Origin of the sequence: Pantoea endophytica (genome assembly GCF_002858935.1) — a bacterium.
GTDB lineage: Bacteria > Pseudomonadota > Gammaproteobacteria > Enterobacterales > Enterobacteriaceae > Pantoea > Pantoea leporis.
The window spans coordinates 619957-635160 of sequence record NZ_PJRT01000033.1; the positions used below are offsets into that span (position 1 = coordinate 619957).

General features: G+C 53.2%; 16 protein-coding genes. 10 read left to right on the forward strand and 6 right to left on the reverse strand.

The features are described 5' to 3' along the window. Window positions 1-44 precede the first annotated feature (44 nt). Together PZBJ_RS23545 and PZBJ_RS23550 are read right to left on the reverse strand one after the other, a co-directional pair. Entirely contained in the window at window positions 45-941 is an 897-nt protein-coding gene (locus tag PZBJ_RS23545; RefSeq protein WP_101764543.1) for an aldo/keto reductase, read from the reverse strand. A gap of 71 nt (window positions 942-1012) precedes the next feature. Continuing rightward, a complete protein-coding gene (locus PZBJ_RS23550; protein ID WP_008110296.1) occupies window positions 1013-1252 on the reverse strand; it encodes a DUF1289 domain-containing protein in 240 nt (79 codons plus the stop codon). Between the two features lie 228 nt (window positions 1253-1480). Here PZBJ_RS23550 and eptA point away from each other — a divergent pair, with 228 nt between their 5' ends. The 5 genes from eptA (at window position 1481) to rnt (ending at window position 6185) form a co-directional block, all read left to right on the forward strand. Further along, window positions 1481-3118 (forward strand): phosphoethanolamine transferase EptA, encoded by a 1638-nt coding sequence (gene eptA, locus PZBJ_RS23555; RefSeq protein WP_101764544.1) that lies wholly within the window; start codon window positions 1481-1483, stop codon window positions 3116-3118. A 39-nt stretch (window positions 3119-3157) separates the two neighbouring features. Beyond that, on the forward strand, window positions 3158-3754 hold the full coding sequence (locus tag PZBJ_RS23560; RefSeq protein WP_101764545.1) for a TetR/AcrR family transcriptional regulator: 597 nt from the start codon (window positions 3158-3160) through the stop codon (window positions 3752-3754). Between the two features lie 49 nt (window positions 3755-3803). Then, window positions 3804-4901, forward strand: a complete 1098-nt coding sequence (gene nemA / locus PZBJ_RS23565) for an alkene reductase (protein WP_101764546.1) — start codon at window positions 3804-3806, stop codon at window positions 4899-4901. Window positions 4902-5001: 100 nt separating this feature from the next. Then, entirely contained in the window at window positions 5002-5409 is a 408-nt protein-coding gene (gene gloA, locus PZBJ_RS23570) for a lactoylglutathione lyase (RefSeq protein WP_007892766.1), read from the forward strand. A 107-nt stretch (window positions 5410-5516) separates the two neighbouring features. Continuing rightward, window positions 5517-6185 carry a ribonuclease T gene (gene rnt / locus PZBJ_RS23575; RefSeq protein WP_101764547.1) on the forward strand — a complete coding sequence of 223 codons (669 nt, stop codon included), beginning with the start codon at window positions 5517-5519 and terminating at the stop codon, window positions 6183-6185. A 35-nt stretch (window positions 6186-6220) separates the two neighbouring features. Here the strand turns inward: rnt and PZBJ_RS23580 are convergent, their stop codons facing one another. Beyond that, the gene (locus PZBJ_RS23580; protein ID WP_175501675.1) at window positions 6221-6556 is read right to left on the reverse strand and encodes a Grx4 family monothiol glutaredoxin; all 336 of its coding nucleotides are present in this window, start codon (window positions 6554-6556) and stop codon (window positions 6221-6223) included. A gap of 364 nt (window positions 6557-6920) precedes the next feature. Between PZBJ_RS23580 and PZBJ_RS23585 the strand changes: the two genes are divergently transcribed. Next, complete coding sequence (locus tag PZBJ_RS23585) at window positions 6921-7712, forward strand: C40 family peptidase (protein WP_101764548.1); 792 nt, start codon at window positions 6921-6923, stop codon at window positions 7710-7712. 55 nt (window positions 7713-7767) lie between these two features. Here PZBJ_RS23585 and cydH read toward each other — a convergent pair whose 3' ends face one another. Continuing rightward, window positions 7768-7857 (reverse strand): cytochrome bd-I oxidase subunit CydH, encoded by a 90-nt coding sequence (cydH, locus tag PZBJ_RS23590; RefSeq protein WP_007892756.1) that lies wholly within the window; start codon window positions 7855-7857, stop codon window positions 7768-7770. 274 nt (window positions 7858-8131) lie between these two features. Here cydH and purR point away from each other — a divergent pair, with 274 nt between their 5' ends. Further along, window positions 8132-9157, forward strand: coding sequence for an HTH-type transcriptional repressor PurR (purR, locus tag PZBJ_RS23595; RefSeq protein WP_101764549.1), 1026 nt, complete (start codon window positions 8132-8134; stop codon window positions 9155-9157). Here the strand turns inward: purR and punR are convergent. After that, the gene (punR, locus tag PZBJ_RS23600) at window positions 9154-10065 is read right to left on the reverse strand and encodes a DNA-binding transcriptional activator PunR (RefSeq protein ID WP_101764625.1); all 912 of its coding nucleotides are present in this window, start codon (window positions 10063-10065) and stop codon (window positions 9154-9156) included. The two genes, purR and punR, sit on opposite strands and share 4 nt — an antisense overlap. A gap of 110 nt (window positions 10066-10175) precedes the next feature. On the opposite strand from punR, the gene punC reads away from it, so the two are divergent. Together punC and cfa are read left to right on the forward strand one after the other, a co-directional pair. Next, a complete protein-coding gene (punC, locus tag PZBJ_RS23605) occupies window positions 10176-11378 on the forward strand; it encodes a purine nucleoside transporter PunC (protein WP_101764550.1) in 1203 nt (400 codons plus the stop codon). A 302-nt stretch (window positions 11379-11680) separates the two neighbouring features. Then, window positions 11681-12829, forward strand: coding sequence for a cyclopropane fatty acyl phospholipid synthase (cfa, locus tag PZBJ_RS23610; protein WP_101764551.1), 1149 nt, complete (start codon window positions 11681-11683; stop codon window positions 12827-12829). 51 nt (window positions 12830-12880) lie between these two features. On the opposite strand, the gene PZBJ_RS23615 is transcribed toward cfa, so the two are convergent. Beyond that, on the reverse strand, window positions 12881-13525 hold the full coding sequence (locus PZBJ_RS23615) for a riboflavin synthase subunit alpha (protein ID WP_101764552.1): 645 nt from the start codon (window positions 13523-13525) through the stop codon (window positions 12881-12883). A 197-nt stretch (window positions 13526-13722) separates the two neighbouring features. On the opposite strand from PZBJ_RS23615, the gene PZBJ_RS23620 reads away from it, so the two are divergent. Continuing rightward, window positions 13723-15096 (forward strand): MATE family efflux transporter, encoded by a 1374-nt coding sequence (locus tag PZBJ_RS23620; protein ID WP_101764553.1) that lies wholly within the window; start codon window positions 13723-13725, stop codon window positions 15094-15096. Window positions 15097-15204: the final 108 nt, after the last annotated feature.

Sequence of the window (15204 nt, forward strand, 5' to 3'; positions counted from 1 at the left end):
ACTGCTTTCATCCAGGCTGCCGTAATTTGACGCAGCTTTACGCTTTAGTGCACATCGTAGCCGATGGCGGCTTTACGGATGCGGAACCATTGCTGGCGATCCAGCGTCAATTGGCACGCGCCAACCGCCTCTTTTACACGTTCGATTTTACCTGATCCAATAATCGGCAGCGGACGACTTGGCAGCTTCATCACCCATGCATACACCACCTGCTCGATATTGCTGGCGCCGATCTCCTGCTTAACCTGCTCCAGCTCATCGCGCAGCGGCTGATAATGCGGATCGTTAAACAGGCGACCGCCGCCGAGGCATGACCACGCCATTGGGCGAATGCGATTTTGCTGGCACTGATCGAGTGAGCCATCCAGCAGCGACGTTTGCTCCAGCGGAGAGATCTCCAGTTGATTGGTGACCAGACTGAACGGCAAACGCGATTGCAGCAGCGTGAACTGCGAGGCGGTGAAGTTGGAGACGCCAAAATGGCGTACTTTGCCGCTCTGATGCAGCGCCGTAAAGGCTTCGGCAATCTCATCAGCGTCCATCAACGGATCCGGGCGATGAATCAACAGCAAATCGAGGTAATCGGTATGGAAATGGCGCAGCGAGTTTTCGGCGCTGTGCAGAATGTGGCTGGCTTCGGTGATGTAGTGACCAATACGGTGTTCAGGCTTCGCGCGCGTCGCAATGCCGCATTTGGTGACGATTTGCAGCTTCTCACGCAAACCCGGCGCGAGGCGCAGCGCGGCACCAAAGGCGGCTTCACATTGGTAATCGCCGTAGATGTCGGCGTGATCGACGGTGGTGATGCCCAGCGCTAAATGGTGCTCAATAAATTGCACCACATGCTGCGGCGTCATGCCCCACTCCATTAAACGCCAGTAACCGGCGATCAGCGGTGAAAATGAGGGTCCCTGCGGTGCAATAGCCTGCGCTTGTAACATGGTTAAACTCCCAAAACACGGTTCCAGATGACGAAAGCGGGAGTATAACGGAAAGGCAAATCATCGTTTTCTTAAAACAGTTCCGGTTGTTGTGGATCATGATCTTCATCCACTTTTTGCTGCCGCTGCAGGCGCAAAAAGCGTTGCCGGCACAAGCGCAGCACATCGCGCTTTTGCGCATCGCTGAATTTCATCCAGTTAAAGCGCTCTTCCCGGCTGCGTAAACAGCCACGACAATAGCCACGCGCGTCACTCTGGCAAATACCACGACACGGGCTGGGAACAGGGAAGAACTCGAGTTGCTCGGCCACATCCACTCCGCAATTAACATCTCATATCACATTGATAACAGCTTAATGACATTGTGCAAAGCGTAGACGCCCATTGCGCATAATCAAGCCATTACGCTGTCTGGTTACGCCTGTTTACCAAATAGCCAGCATTTATCGGTTTTGGATGGTTTATGTTTACTCTTGGTTAAGGTTTTCCTCAGCTTGTCTTCATACGATTGTCACACGACTTCTTACCGTTGAGTTTTCATGAGATTCCCGACCACCCTGCAGTGCGGCACCAGCGGATTTAACCTTATTGCTGCGCTGTTCTTCGCACTAGTTTTAAATGCCCTGTTCTTGCTGCGTGCCTGGGAAATGATTCCTTACGATCATCCCCACGATTATCTGTTCGCCGCCAGTATTCCGCTGGTGCTGGCCTCGGCTTTCTATTTTATTTTCTCACTTGCTGCCTGGCCTTATCTGCGCAAGCCGTTGCTGATTGTGCTGGTGTTCGTCAGCGCCGCCGCCAATTACTTCATGCACAGTTTTGGCACGGTGATCGACACCAATATGATGCAAAACGTCTTTGAATCCGACCCGCAGGAAGCCTCAGCGTTGTTTAGCAGCCGCTATCTACTCTGGATGCTATTGATGGGAATGGTGCCGGTGGCGTTGATTTGCGGCGTGCGTATTCGTCGTGGACCGCGCTGGTGGTGGAATCTGCTGCAACGCCTGACGGGCGCACTGGGCGCAATATTGGTGATACTGCTGATGGCGGCGCTGTTTTACAAAGATTACGCCTCGCTGATTCGCAATAATAAAAACCTGATCAAGATGATTACTCCGGCCAATATCGTCAGCGGCACCGGCCACTATGTCGATCAACGCTATCTGCAAGGTAGCCAGGCGCTGGTGAAAATCGGTGAAGATGCTCATAAAGGTGCGTTAATCTCCGCCGCAACCCGTAAAACGCTGGTGGTGTTAGTGGTAGGTGAAACGGCGCGCGCCGAGAACTTCTCGTTGGGTGGTTACGCGCGAGAGACCAATCCAGAACTAAAAAAACAGCAGGTGATTTACTATCCCAACGCCAGTTCCTGTGGCACAGAAACCGCCATCTCGGTGCCCTGTATGTTCTCGAATATGCCTCGCATGCATTACGACGCCAATCTGGCGCACCACCAGGAAGGCGTACTCGACATCCTCGCCCATGCGGGCGTAAGCGTACTGTGGCGCGAAAATGATGGTGGCTGCAAAGGCGCCTGTGACCGCGTGCCGCACACCGATATGACGCAGTGGAAACTGCCGCAATATTGTCACGATGGTTTTTGCCAGGATGAGGTGTTGCTGCATCGTCTTGATAACTATGTTGCCAGCCTGCACAACGACGGCATTATCGTGCTGCATCAGATGGGCAGCCACGGCCCAGCCTATTATCAGCGTTATCCGGCTGAGTTCCGCCGTTTCACGCCCACCTGCGACAGCAAGCAGATTCAGGATTGCGATCATCAGGCGCTGGTGAACACCTACGATAATTCGCTGCTGTATAGCGACGACATGCTGAGCCGCACCATCGATAAGCTTAAAGGCCTAAGCGATCGCTTCAATGTGGCGCTGGTTTATCTCTCCGATCATGGCGAATCGCTTGGCGAGAGCGGGATGTATCTGCACGGCGCGCCTTACCTGTTTGCGCCTGCGCAGCAAACACACATTCCTCTGCTGATGTGGATGTCACCGGGATACGCGGCGGCGTACCACATCAATGATACCTGTTTACGCCAGCAAGCGGCTGACGCCAAGGTTTCGCAAGATAATCTTTTCCATACGGTTTTAGGCATGTTCAATATCCAGACGCAGCAGTATCAGCCGCAGCTAGACATGATCAGATCGTGCCAAACTGCCGCCTGAGGGTTGCGTTAGACTGACTGGTCTAATAACCTGCCCCCCATGAATAAGACTCTGCAACGCAACGATACCCGTGAACACCTGCTCGCTATTGGCGAGCAGGTTTGTTTACAGCGCGGCTTTACCGGCATGGGTTTGATCGAGATGCTGGCGCTGGCGGAAGTCACGAAAGGCTCGTTCTACCACTATTTTGGTTCAAAAGAGGCCTTTGGTGTGGCGCTGATTGAGCGCTACTTCAGCCATTTCCAGCAGCAGATTGATCAGCAGTTGAGTCTGCCCGATTTAACGCCGACCGAGCGCCTGTTAGCGCATTTCCGCTATGGCGAACGGCTGTTTATCGAGCAAGGTCATATTGTTGGCTGTCTTGGCGTAAAGTTGTCAGCCGAAGTGTGCGATCTCTCTGAGCCGATGCGCGATGCACTGCAACAGGGTGCCAACGCCATTATCGCTGCCTACACGCGCTGTTTGACTGAGGTGGCGGCTGAGCAGCCGCTGCCGTTTGGGCAAACGCCGCAGCAGCTGGCGCAGCGCTGCTACTTGCTGTGGCTCGGAGCAAGTTTGCAGAGCAAGATTTCCCGAGAGCCGGGCCCGATTAGCCTGGCACTCGACACCATCGAACAGTGGCTGATAAGTCACTGATTTTTAAAACCCCATTTACTAGACGACCGGTCTTCCTGGAGCAATCAATATGGCGAGTAAGCAGCTGTTCTCCCCACTTAAAGTGGGCGCGATTACCGTACCGAACCGCATTTTCATGGCCCCGTTGACGCGTCTGCGCAGCATTGAGCCGGGCGATATCCCTACGCCGCTGATGGCAGAATATTATCAACAGCGCGCCAGTGCCGGTTTGATCATCACCGAAGCCACCCAGGTCTCTTTCCAGGCGAAAGGCTATGCCGGTGCGCCGGGTCTGCACACACAGCAGCAAATTGCCGCGTGGAAAGTGATTAACGAAGGCATTCATGCCGCCAACGGTCACAGCGCTGTACAACTGTGGCACACCGGCCGCATATCTCATAACAGCGTGCAGCCCGAAGGCAAAGCGCCGGTCGCCCCATCCCCACTAGCGGCAGGTACGCGCACGTCCCTGCGCGCCGCGGATGGTTCTGTTTATCGTGAAGACACCTCAGTGCCACGCGAGTTGTCAGTGGCTGAAATTCAGCAAATCGTAAAAGATTTTGGTCAGGCCGCCGCCAATGCGCGCGAAGCCGATTTCGACCTGCTGGAGCTGCACTCCGCGCACGGCTATCTGATGCACCAGTTCCTCGCACCAGGTTCAAACCAGCGTACCGATGAGTACGGCGGTTCGATTGAAAAGCGTGGCCGTTTCGCGCTGGAAGTGGTGGATGCGGCGATTGCCAACTGGTCTGCCGATCGTATTGGTATCCGCGTTTCGCCAATCGGTGCTTTCCAGAATCTGGACAATGGCCCGGAAGAAGAAAAAGCGGCGCTGTGGTATATCGCCGAGCTGGGCAAACGCAGCATCGCCTATCTGCACCTTTCTGAGCCAGACTGGGCGGGCGGACAGCCTTACAGCGATGCATTCCGTGAAAAAGTGCGCGCCCTGTTCCCTGGCGTAATCATCGGTGCCGGTGCTTACACCGTTGAGAAAGCCGACGATCTGATTGCGCGTGGCCTGATTGACGCCGTGGCCTTTGGTCGCGACTTTATCGCCAACCCGGATCTGGTTGCCCGTCTGCAGCAGGATGCGCCACTTAATCCGCAGCGTCCTGAGAGTTTTTACGGTGGCGGCGCGGAAGGTTATACCGATTATCCAACCCTGTAAGAAAATGGCTGCCGCGGCGGATAGGCGGCAGCGTTGTTTCATCAGTGTCTATACTAAGTTGCTTGTCATGCACTGATGACGTTTTAAAAAAGAGGATGTTATGCGTTTACTTCACACCATGTTACGCGTTGGCGATTTGCAACGTTCTATCGATTTCTACACCCGCGTGCTCGGCATGCGCGTGCTGCGTCAAAGCGAGAATACCGAGTATAAATACACCCTGGCATTCGTTGGCTACACCGAAGAGAGCGAAGGCGCGGTGATTGAGCTGACTTACAACTGGGGCGTGGATAAATACGATCTCGGCAACGCTTATGGCCATATCGCGCTGGGCGTGGACAATGTCGCTGACACCTGCGAACGCATTCGCAGCGCAGGCGGCAACGTAACGCGTGAAGCGGGCCCGGTAAAAGGCGGTTCGACTATTATTGCGTTTGTTGAAGATCCAGACGGTTATAAAATCGAGCTGATTGAAAACAAACATGCCGGTCACGGCTTAGGCAACTAAGGTTGCCCGTCAGCCTGCTATTTGCAGGCTGACTTCCCTCTCCTGCTGCACCCTCCTGCGATTTTTGCCATAATGCGCGCTGCCCTATTTATTGCCATGAGATCCTGATGTCTGAATCGAACGCTTTAAACGCTCTCCACCAACGCTTTCGCGGTTTTTATCCTGTTGTGATCGACGTTGAAACCGCGGGTTTCAATGCACAAACCGATGCACTGCTGGAAATTGCAGCCACCACGCTGAAAATGGATGAAGACGGCTGGTTGCACCGCGATGAAACGCTGCACTTCCATGTGGAACCGTTTGAAGGCGCCATTCTGAATCCTGCGGCGCTGGCGTTTACCGGCATCGATCCCACCAATCCGCTGCGCGGTGCGGTAAGTGAATATGAAGCCCTGCACGCGATTTTTAAAATGGTGCGCAAAGGCACCAAAGATAGCGGCTGCAATCGCGCCATTATCGTGGCGCACAATGCCACTTTCGATCTCAACTTCGTGATGGCGGCCGCCGAGCGCGCCAGCCTGAAGCGCAATCCGTTCCACCCGTTTGCCACTTTTGATACCGCGGCACTGAGCGGTTTAGTGCTGGGGCAAACCGTGTTGGCAAAAGCCTGTAAAGCGGCGGGAATGGAGTTTGATAGCACGCAGGCGCATTCGGCGCTGTATGACACCGAGCAAACCGCGACGCTGTTCTGTGAGTTGGTAAACCGCTGGAAACGCCTGGGCGGCTGGCCGCTGGCTTTTAGTGAAGAATCCGCAGACGAGGCGTCTGCCGAGTAACTAAAGAAAAGGCCGACATGTGTCGGCCTTCTGCATTATTCCGCTTCTTTATACTTCTCAGCGGTCTCTTTCAGCAGTGGCTGAAGTTCACCGCGCTGGAACATCTCAACGATGATGTCGCAGCCGCCGACCAGTTCACCATCGACCCACAGCTGCGGGAAGGTTGGCCAGTTAGCGTATTTTGGCATTTCAGCGCGAATATCCGGGTTCTGCAGAATGTCCACGTAAGCGAAACGCTCGCCACACGCAGAAAGCGCCTGCACGGCTTGCGCCGAAAAACCACAGCTTGGCAGCTTTGGCGAACCTTTCATGTACAGCAGAATCGGGTTTTCTGCGATCTGACGCTGAATTTTTTCAACAGTACTCATTATTGCCTTCCTTAATCTTCTACTTCGTGTTTGTTTATTGTAGCGATTTCGCTCCCGGACTGAAAACGGGATTTTGCCTTTGCACGGGTTAATCGCCATGTTTGTTAAGTTAACGCATGACAAATAACATTTTCATATCATTAATTGGCATTAATAAATTAATAATTAGCAATAATTTCGTTGTGTTAACCAGCTGAAATCGCTCATTTTTGCTACAGAATCAATCTGGTAACAGATTAATAGAAAAAGGCCTTACCTTTTGTAAAAAAAGTGGATTAGAATTGCCTCGGCGCTGGTCACTTGATCAGATTTCTCTCACTTTTACGCAGTCTGCTATGATTCAGCCTGCTTAACCTGTAACCGGATTATGCGTCTACTAATTACGCTTTTCATACTGGCTTTCGCCCAACTGTTCTTTAATGTGGCCGCTGCATCTCCGCATGCGCCCGTTAACGCCAGTTCGCTTAAAGCAGAGAAAAAGAGCGCACGTGAAGACGAGCGCCGCAAACGACGTCCGGTAAAAACCACCACCAAAAAATCGCGTCTGACCGCTGTTCAAAAATTCAAACTCAAAAAACAGACCAAAACAGACATCGCGCTGCACAAAACCACCAGCAAAAAATCCCCGCTGAAACTCTCTGCTAAGAAATACGGTCATCAACGTTTAGCGAAGAAAACGCCCGAGATCGCCGTCGATGATGAAGCGTTAGCGCTGACCGGCATCAAAATGAGTAAAGCGCACCGTCAGCGTTATCAAAAAGCGCGTGAAACGGCGATGACCAAATTAATGGGTCAACTCGGCAAACCTTATCAGTGGGGCGGCGCTTCGCCACATACCGGTTTCGATTGCAGCGGCCTGGTATGGTACGCCTATAAAGATCTGGTGAAATTCAAACTGCCACGCACCGCCAATGAGATGTATCACCTGCGTGATGCGGCACCGATTAAGCGTGAAATGCTGGAGAAAGGCGATCTGGTGTTCTTCCGCATCAACAATCGCGGTACCGCCGACCATGTGGGCGTTTATCTTGGCAATGGCAAATTCATTCAGTCGCCGCGTACCGGCAAAGATATTCAGATTAGCGCATTGGGTGAGGATTACTGGCAGAAGCACTATGTGGGCGCGCGTCGTATGATGACGCCAAAAACCATTCGCTAGTTGTTGCGCAACAGACATAAAAAGCCGGATGCTGTTCTCAGCTCCGGCTTTTTTGTTAGTGCATGATCGCGGTAAAGCTGAAGGCGATAATCATCAACAGTGCGCCAACAGTGGTCATTAGCGCCAGCTTCAGGTCGGTATTCATCACAACTCCTTAGTCACACAATTATTAGGGTTAAGACGATTTTCGCACAGCAATAGGCAAAAATCTCGTGTTATCCGCGCCAGCTTGCTAGAATCGCCGCCTTTCGTTGCGCAACAGATTTTGCGCAGGCTGTATTTACAGCGTGATGAAGTGATTTTACCTGCTAGAACATACCGTTTTGCCCGCTTTTTTGGGCTGTAAAAGCATTAGCAGACGCAAACGTTTAACAATATACTTATCAGTAAGTTGCGATAAGCCCAGGAGCACCATTTTCATGGCAACAATTAAAGATGTCGCAAAACGCGCGGGTGTCTCAACCACCACGGTTTCGCATGTCATCAACAAAACGCGTTTCGTTGCGGAAGAGACGCGTAACGCCGTATGGGAAGCGATCAAAGAATTACATTACTCGCCAAGTGCCGTGGCGCGTAGTCTTAAAGTCAATCACACCAAAACCTTGGGTCTGCTGGCGACCTCCAGCGAAGCGCCCTACTTCGCTGAAATTATCGAAGCGGTGGAGAACCGCTGCTTCGAACGCGGCTATACGCTGATTCTCGGCAATGCGCACAACGATCTGCAAAAGCAGCGCGCTTACCTGTCAATGATGGCGCAAAAGCGCGTCGATGGCTTGCTGGTGATGTGTTCGGAATATCCAGACGATTTGCTGCAGATGCTGGAAGAGAACCGCAATATCCCCATGGTGGTAATGGACTGGGGCGCGTCACGCGGTGATTTCACCGATACTGTGCAGGACAATGCATTTCAGGGCGGCTATCTCGCCGGGCGTTATCTGATTGAACGTGGCCATCGCGATATCGGTGCCATTCCTGGCCAAATGGAGCGCAACACCGGCGGTGGACGTCATGCTGGCTTCCTGCAGGCAATGAACGAAGCGGGCATTACAGTGCGTCCGGAGTGGGTGGTTCAGGGCGACTTTGAGCCTGAATCGGGCTATCTGGCGATGCAACAGATCTTAAATCAGAAACAGCGTCCAACCGCGGTGTTCTGCGGTGGCGATATCATGGCGATGGGCGCGATTTGCGCTGCTGATGAGATGGGTTTGCGCGTACCGCAGGATATCTCGGTGATTGGCTACGATAACGTGCGCAACGCGCGCTATTTCACACCAGCGCTCACCACCGTGCACCAGCCGAAAGCTGAACTGGGCGAAAAAGCGCTGGAAATGCTGCTGGATCGCATCACCAGCAAGCGCGAAGATCCGCAAACTATCGAAGTCCAGCCAACGCTGATTGAACGCCGTTCGGTGGCGTACGGTCCGTTCCGCGACTACCGCCGCTAAGCCGACACTTCGCTGAGCCATTCGTGGTTCAGCGTTTCCGCATCCCCGAGATAAGCCAGTAACCACGCCAGCGCCGGTGACGCGCGCTGTTCTGACCAGCTAACGCAGCACGGACTGTCCGGAAACGCCTGCGGTAGCGCCAGCTCGACCAGTTTTTGGCTGTCCAGCAGTGGACGCGCCAAATGGCCAGGCACCATGCCGACGCACAATCCTGCCAGCAAACAATCCATCCCGGTTTCCCACTCTGGCACCACCAACCGCCGCTGATTATCCAGCGTCCATGTCATACGGCGCGGTAACGCACGCGAGGTATCCTCCAGCACCAGCGATGGCCACGCCCGCAAGGTTTCATCATCCAGCTCCTTGCTGTTAACCAGCGGATGATCAGGGCTCACCACACAACGCCAGTTCAGCGCGCCCATATCCTGAAAGGCAAAACGTCCGCCCACCGGAATGGCCTGGGTTGCGCCAATCGCCACATCCACCCGACCATCAGCCAACGCATCCCACACGCCGTTGAACACTTCGTAGCTGATAATCAGCTCCATATCGGGAAAATGGCGATAGAAGTCCTTCACTAACTGTCGCGTGCGCTGCGGTTTTACAATGCAGTCAACCGCGATGCTCAACTCGCCGCGCCAGCCATTTGCCAGTTGCTGACACTGTCGGCGAGTGGCCAGCATTTTTTTGATAACAGATCGGCCTTCCCGCACAAAATGCTCGCCCGCCGCTGTCATCACCACTTCCCGATGCTGGCGCTCAAACAGCGGCACCGCCAGCCAGGTTTCCAGCTGGCGCACAGTATAACTGACGGCAGAGGGCACGCGATGCAGTTCCTGCGCTGCCGCGCTAAAACTGCCGGTGCGCGCTACTGCATCCACCACTTCAAGCGCATATTCTGACCACATAAATTTGCCTTCAAAAATTTTAACAGCACCATGCAAATATTAGCGTTTCACAAAGCGCGCCGCATCCTTTTACACTCCCCGGCGTTCACCCTGCCCAAAAGAGAATCAACATGTTGTCGTCTAAAGCATTTATGCCTTATCTCGCCGTGCTCAGCATGCTCGGCTTTCTTGCCACGGATATGTATTTGCCCGCCTTTGGCGATATGCAGCGTGATTTTGCTAGCGCACCCGGCACCATCAGCGCCAGCCTGAGTCTGTTTCTCGGCGGTTTTGCCTGTGCCCAGGTATTTTGGGGACCGCTATCAGATCGTTATGGACGTAAGCCGATTTTGCTGGCGGGCCTTGCCATCTTCGCCCTCGGTTGTCTGGGAATGCTGTGGGTGACCGATGTCCGCCTGATGCTGGCGCTGCGTTTTATGCAGGCGATTGGCGTGTGTGCGGCTGCCGTAAGCTGGCAGGCGCTGGTGGTGGATCACTATCCAAAAGCGAAAGCCAATAAAGTGTTTGCAACGATTATGCCGCTGGTTGCGCTGTCGCCGGCGCTGGCACCGCTGCTCGGCGCCTGGCTGATCGGCCACTTCCACTGGCGCAGCATCTTTATCACGCTGACGCTGGTTGCCGTAGTGTTGCTGATCGGTACGCTGCAATTAACCTCGCCTAAGCGCGAGAAAGTTGCCTCAGGCAAACAACCCGGCTGGTTGACTTTGCTGGGTACCCGCGTATACAGCGGTAACGTCTTAATCTATTCGGCATGTTCGGCGAGCTTTTTCGCGTGGCTGACGGGCTCACCTTTCATTCTCGCCGCAGCTGGCCTGACGCCGGGTGATATTGGCCTGAGCTATATTCCGCAGACCATTGCGTTTCTGATTGGCGGCTTTGGCTGCCGCACGCTGTTAAATCGTTATCAGGGCGCGCAACTGCTGCCGTGGTTGCTGGTGCTGTACAGTCTGAGCATCCTAAGTCTGTTTGTCATCGCCCTGATGCCTTCAGCGCCGCTGTTTGTGCTGCTGATGCCCTTCTGCGGCATGGCGCTGGCCAATGGCGCGATCTATCCGATAGTGGTGGCCAGCGCATTAGCGCCCTTCCCGCACGCCACCGGTAAAGCGGCAGGATTACAGAATTTATTCCAGTTAGGATTGTGCTTTGTCGCCAGCCTGCTGGTCTCCGCCGGCCTTGAGCAGGCGCTGTTCAACACCACATTAGTGATGGTGGCCACCGTGGTACTGGCGTGGGTGGGCTTTGTCTGCCAGCGATCGGCAAACGCACAAAGTGATATTGCCCACACTTCCCGTCCCTGCGAAGATAATCTCTAAGCCAACGCTTTTCGTTAGCAAACTAACGATAACCCGTTGAATATTGACCCACGTGAGCATATACTCAGTGGGTCAGTAATTCTGTATTAAATCAATAATATAAATGTAATACCTTTAGCGACACTGTCGCGGGATGGCGTCTGCACGATACTCCAGTGCGGCGTCCAACTTTTCTATTCAAATTCATGCCTCTGTAAAACGTCGGATTTCTGGCGCACGGATTTTCCGTGAGTTCTCTCACAGGTCTTGGGAAATTGGCTATTCTTTTTCTCAGGTTCAGATCGGAAGGTGATGGAGAAGCTATGAGTTCATCTGTTATAGAAGAAGTGAGCCTTGAAGAAAACCACTGGTTTCGGATCGTCAATGAACTGCTAGAGCGTGCTGATATTGCAGTTAATGGCACTCGTCCCTGGGATATTCAGGTAAAGCATCCAGATTTTTTTAAACGCGTGCTCGAGGAAGGATCGCTCGGATTAGGTGAAAGTTACATGGATGGTTGGTGGGAGTGCGAACAGCTTGATATGTTCTTCCATCGCGTTTTAAAACACCATCTGGATAAACAATTACCGCGGCATTTTAAAGATACGTTGCGCATCGCCGCCGCGCGTCTTACTAATTTGCAATCGAAAAAACGCGCCTGGATTGTGGGTAAAGAGCATTACGATCTGGGTAATGATCTATTCTCACTGATGCTTGACCCCTATATGCAATATTCCTGCGGCTACTGGAAAGATGCTGATACGTTGGAAAACGCGCAGCAGGCCAAACTGGATATGATTTGCCGCAAGTTACAACTTGAACCGGGCTTGACGCTGTTGGATATCGGTTGTGGCTGGGGCGGACTGGCGGAATATGCCGCACGCCATTATGGCGTCACGGTGCATGGCGTCACTATTTCTGCAGAGCAACAAAAACTGGCACAACAACGCTGTGAAGGACTGGATGTCACTATTTTACTGCAGGACTATCGCGACCTGAATAATCAATATGATCGCATTGTTTCTGTCGGAATGTTTGAACATGTCGGGCCGAAAAACTATGCCACTTATTTTGATGTTGCTGACCGCAATCTCAAACCAGACGGCATATTTTTACTGCACACCATTGGTGCCCTCACAACGGATATGAATGTCGATCCGTGGATTGATAAATATATCTTCCCGAACGGTTGTCTGCCGTCGGTCCGTCAAATCGCTGATGCCAGTGAGCCACATTTCGTCATGGAAGATTGGCATAACTTTGGCGCAGATTACGATACGACGTTAATGGCATGGTATGAACGTTTTCAGGCGGCGTGGCCGCAGCTGGCTGAGAAATATGGCGAACGTTTTAAACGAATGTTCGACTATTATCTCAACGCCTGCGCCGGTGCGTTTCGTGCCCGTGATATTCAGCTGTGGCAGGTGGTATTCAGTCGTGGCAAGGATGGCGGATTACGCGTAGCGCGTTAATGAGCTTGCAGAAATAAATCAAGGCGCCGCAGGGCGCCTTTTTTAGCGCCATTATTCTGCGCTGGCAATCTGCGCCAGTGCAGCGGCTTCACGCTGCGCTAATACGCGTTCAACGGTTTCCACAATGGCCTGCGTATGAGGATCAATCTCAATATTGACCTTCTGACCAAACTTCTTCGCGCCTAACGTGGTGCGCTCGAGGGTTTCCGGAATCAGATGCACACAGAACTTGCTTTTGGTAACGTCGCCAACGGTCAAACTAATTCCGTCGATACCCACAAAACCTTTATGCAGAATATATTTGATCTGCGTGGCATCCTGTAATTTAAACCAGATTTCGCGGTTGTTTTCTGACTGGATGATTTTGCAAATTTCCGCCGTGGTCATAATATGGCCAGACATCAAATGGCCGCCAATTTCATCACTGAACTTCGCTGCACGCTCAATATTCACCACATCCCCGACCTGTAATTCACCCAGGTTGGTAATGCGCAATGTTTCTTTAATCAGATCGAAGCTAACCCGATCGCCATTAATCTCAGTCACAGTCAGGCAGCAGCCGTTGTGGGCTACCGATGCGCCCAGCGCCAGTCCCGGTAACAGGTCATCCGGTAAGCGCACAATATGGGTACGAAACAGATCTTTCTCTTCAATGCCGACAATTTCTGCCGTGCCTTGCACAATTCCAGTAAACATAATCTTAGCCTCTGCAAAGTTTGCGTCAGTTTATCACAGCTTGTCGGCGGCAGCTTAATTTGGCGGAGTTCAAACTTTACACAAATTGCTAAACAAAATGCGATCAACGTTTGGCGGAAGCCAGCGCTGCCGCTACACTGTGCGCGCATTCTTTGGGGATTTCGCCCCGCTCTCTTCATTAATTAAGCAGGTGTAACGTGCAGAAGTATTTTACCGAAGCGCGTCAATTGCTGGCCCTCGCGATCCCGGTCATCCTTGCTCAGGTGGCCCAGACTGCGATGGGATTTGTAGATACTGTTATGGCCGGTGCGGTAAGCGCCACGGATATGGCCGCCGTCGCTGTCGGCACCTCTATCTGGCTTCCCGCCATTCTGTTTGGTCATGGTCTTCTACTGGCTTTGACGCCTACCGTTGCGCAACTCAACGGTTCAGGACGACGCGAACGTATCGCGGAACAAGTACGCCAGGGATACTGGATGGCAATCGGTGTTGCAATCCTGATTATGGTGGTGCTGTGGAACGCCGGTTATCTGATTAACACCATGCATGATATCGATCCTGAATTGGCCGCCAAAGCCGAAGGATACCTGCATGCGTTGCTGTGGGGCGCACCGGGTTACCTGCTGTTCCAGGTGATGCGCAACCAATGCGAAGGTTTGTCGAAAACCAAACCGGCGATGCTGCTCGGCTTCCTCGGCCTGATGGTGAATATTCCGCTCAACTATGTGTTCATTTACGGCCATTTTGGTATGCCGGCCTTAGGCGGCGTCGGCTGCGGCGTGGCGACGGCATCGGTCTATTGGGTGATGTTCCTGGTGATGCGCTTCTGGGTGAAACGCATGGCAAGCATGCGCGACATCCGTATGAAAATGCGCTGGTCTGCACCGTCACGTGCGATTTTGTCACGCCTGTTCACGCTGGGTTTGCCGGTGGCATTGGCGCTGTTCTTTGAGGTGACGCTGTTTGCCGTGGTGGCGCTGTTGGTGTCACCGCTCGGTATCGTGAAAGTGGCCGGACACCAGATTGCACTCAACTTCAGTTCGCTGATGTTCGTGTTGCCGCTGTCGCTCGGCGTCGCCACTACCATTCGCGTTGGCTATCGGCTGGGACAAGGTTCGGCCGAACAAGCGCGCGTTGCTGCGTGGACCGGGCAAGGCGTCGGCATCAGCATGGCGGCCATCACCGCACTGTTTACCGTGATTTTCCGTCACGATATCGCCGGCCTGTACACGGCAAATCCAGAAGTCATTACCCTTGCGGCACAGCTGATGTTGCTGGCGGCGATTTATCAGTTCTCAGATTCAATTCAGGTGATTGGCAGCGGTATCTTGCGCGGTTATAAAGACACGCGCTCGATCTTCTTCATTACTTTTATCGCCTATTGGGTGCTGGGTTTGCCGGTGGGTTATGTACTGGCGATGACGGATTGGGTCTTGCCGAAGTTGGGTCCCGCCGGTTTCTGGTGTGGCTTTATTATCGGCCTGACCTCCGCAGCGGTGATGATGATTTGGCGCATCCGTCGTTTGCAGCGCCTGCCTGCGCAGGTCATCCTGGCGCGCGCTGCGCGCTAAGTGGCTGGTAACGGCGAAAAAAACGACGCATAGCACAGTTGCTGGTCAGTCGTAGGGGAAAAACACTTTTTCCCCTTGCCAGCATCACGGCCTGCCGTTAATATTCGT

Excerpts from the sequence above, each read along its gene's own strand:
- PZBJ_RS23545 (WP_101764543.1), bottom strand. The coding sequence starts at position 941 with ATGTTACAAGCGCAGGCTATTGCACCGCAGGGACCCTCATTTTCACCG.
- eptA (WP_101764544.1), top strand. The coding sequence starts at position 1,481 with ATGAGATTCCCGACCACCCTGCAGTGCGGCACCAGCGGATTTAACCTT.
- PZBJ_RS23560 (WP_101764545.1), top strand. The coding sequence starts at position 3,158 with ATGAATAAGACTCTGCAACGCAACGATACCCGTGAACACCTGCTCGCT.
- nemA (WP_101764546.1), top strand. The coding sequence starts at position 3,804 with ATGGCGAGTAAGCAGCTGTTCTCCCCACTTAAAGTGGGCGCGATTACC.
- gloA (WP_007892766.1), top strand. The coding sequence starts at position 5,002 with ATGCGTTTACTTCACACCATGTTACGCGTTGGCGATTTGCAACGTTCT.
- rnt (WP_101764547.1), top strand. The coding sequence starts at position 5,517 with ATGTCTGAATCGAACGCTTTAAACGCTCTCCACCAACGCTTTCGCGGT.
- PZBJ_RS23585 (WP_101764548.1), top strand. The coding sequence starts at position 6,921 with ATGCGTCTACTAATTACGCTTTTCATACTGGCTTTCGCCCAACTGTTC.
- cydH (WP_007892756.1), bottom strand. The coding sequence starts at position 7,857 with ATGAATACCGACCTGAAGCTGGCGCTAATGACCACTGTTGGCGCACTG.
- purR (WP_101764549.1), top strand. The coding sequence starts at position 8,132 with ATGGCAACAATTAAAGATGTCGCAAAACGCGCGGGTGTCTCAACCACC.
- punR (WP_101764625.1), bottom strand. The coding sequence starts at position 10,065 with ATGTGGTCAGAATATGCGCTTGAAGTGGTGGATGCAGTAGCGCGCACC.
- punC (WP_101764550.1), top strand. The coding sequence starts at position 10,176 with ATGTTGTCGTCTAAAGCATTTATGCCTTATCTCGCCGTGCTCAGCATG.
- cfa (WP_101764551.1), top strand. The coding sequence starts at position 11,681 with ATGAGTTCATCTGTTATAGAAGAAGTGAGCCTTGAAGAAAACCACTGG.
- PZBJ_RS23615 (WP_101764552.1), bottom strand. The coding sequence starts at position 13,525 with ATGTTTACTGGAATTGTGCAAGGCACGGCAGAAATTGTCGGCATTGAA.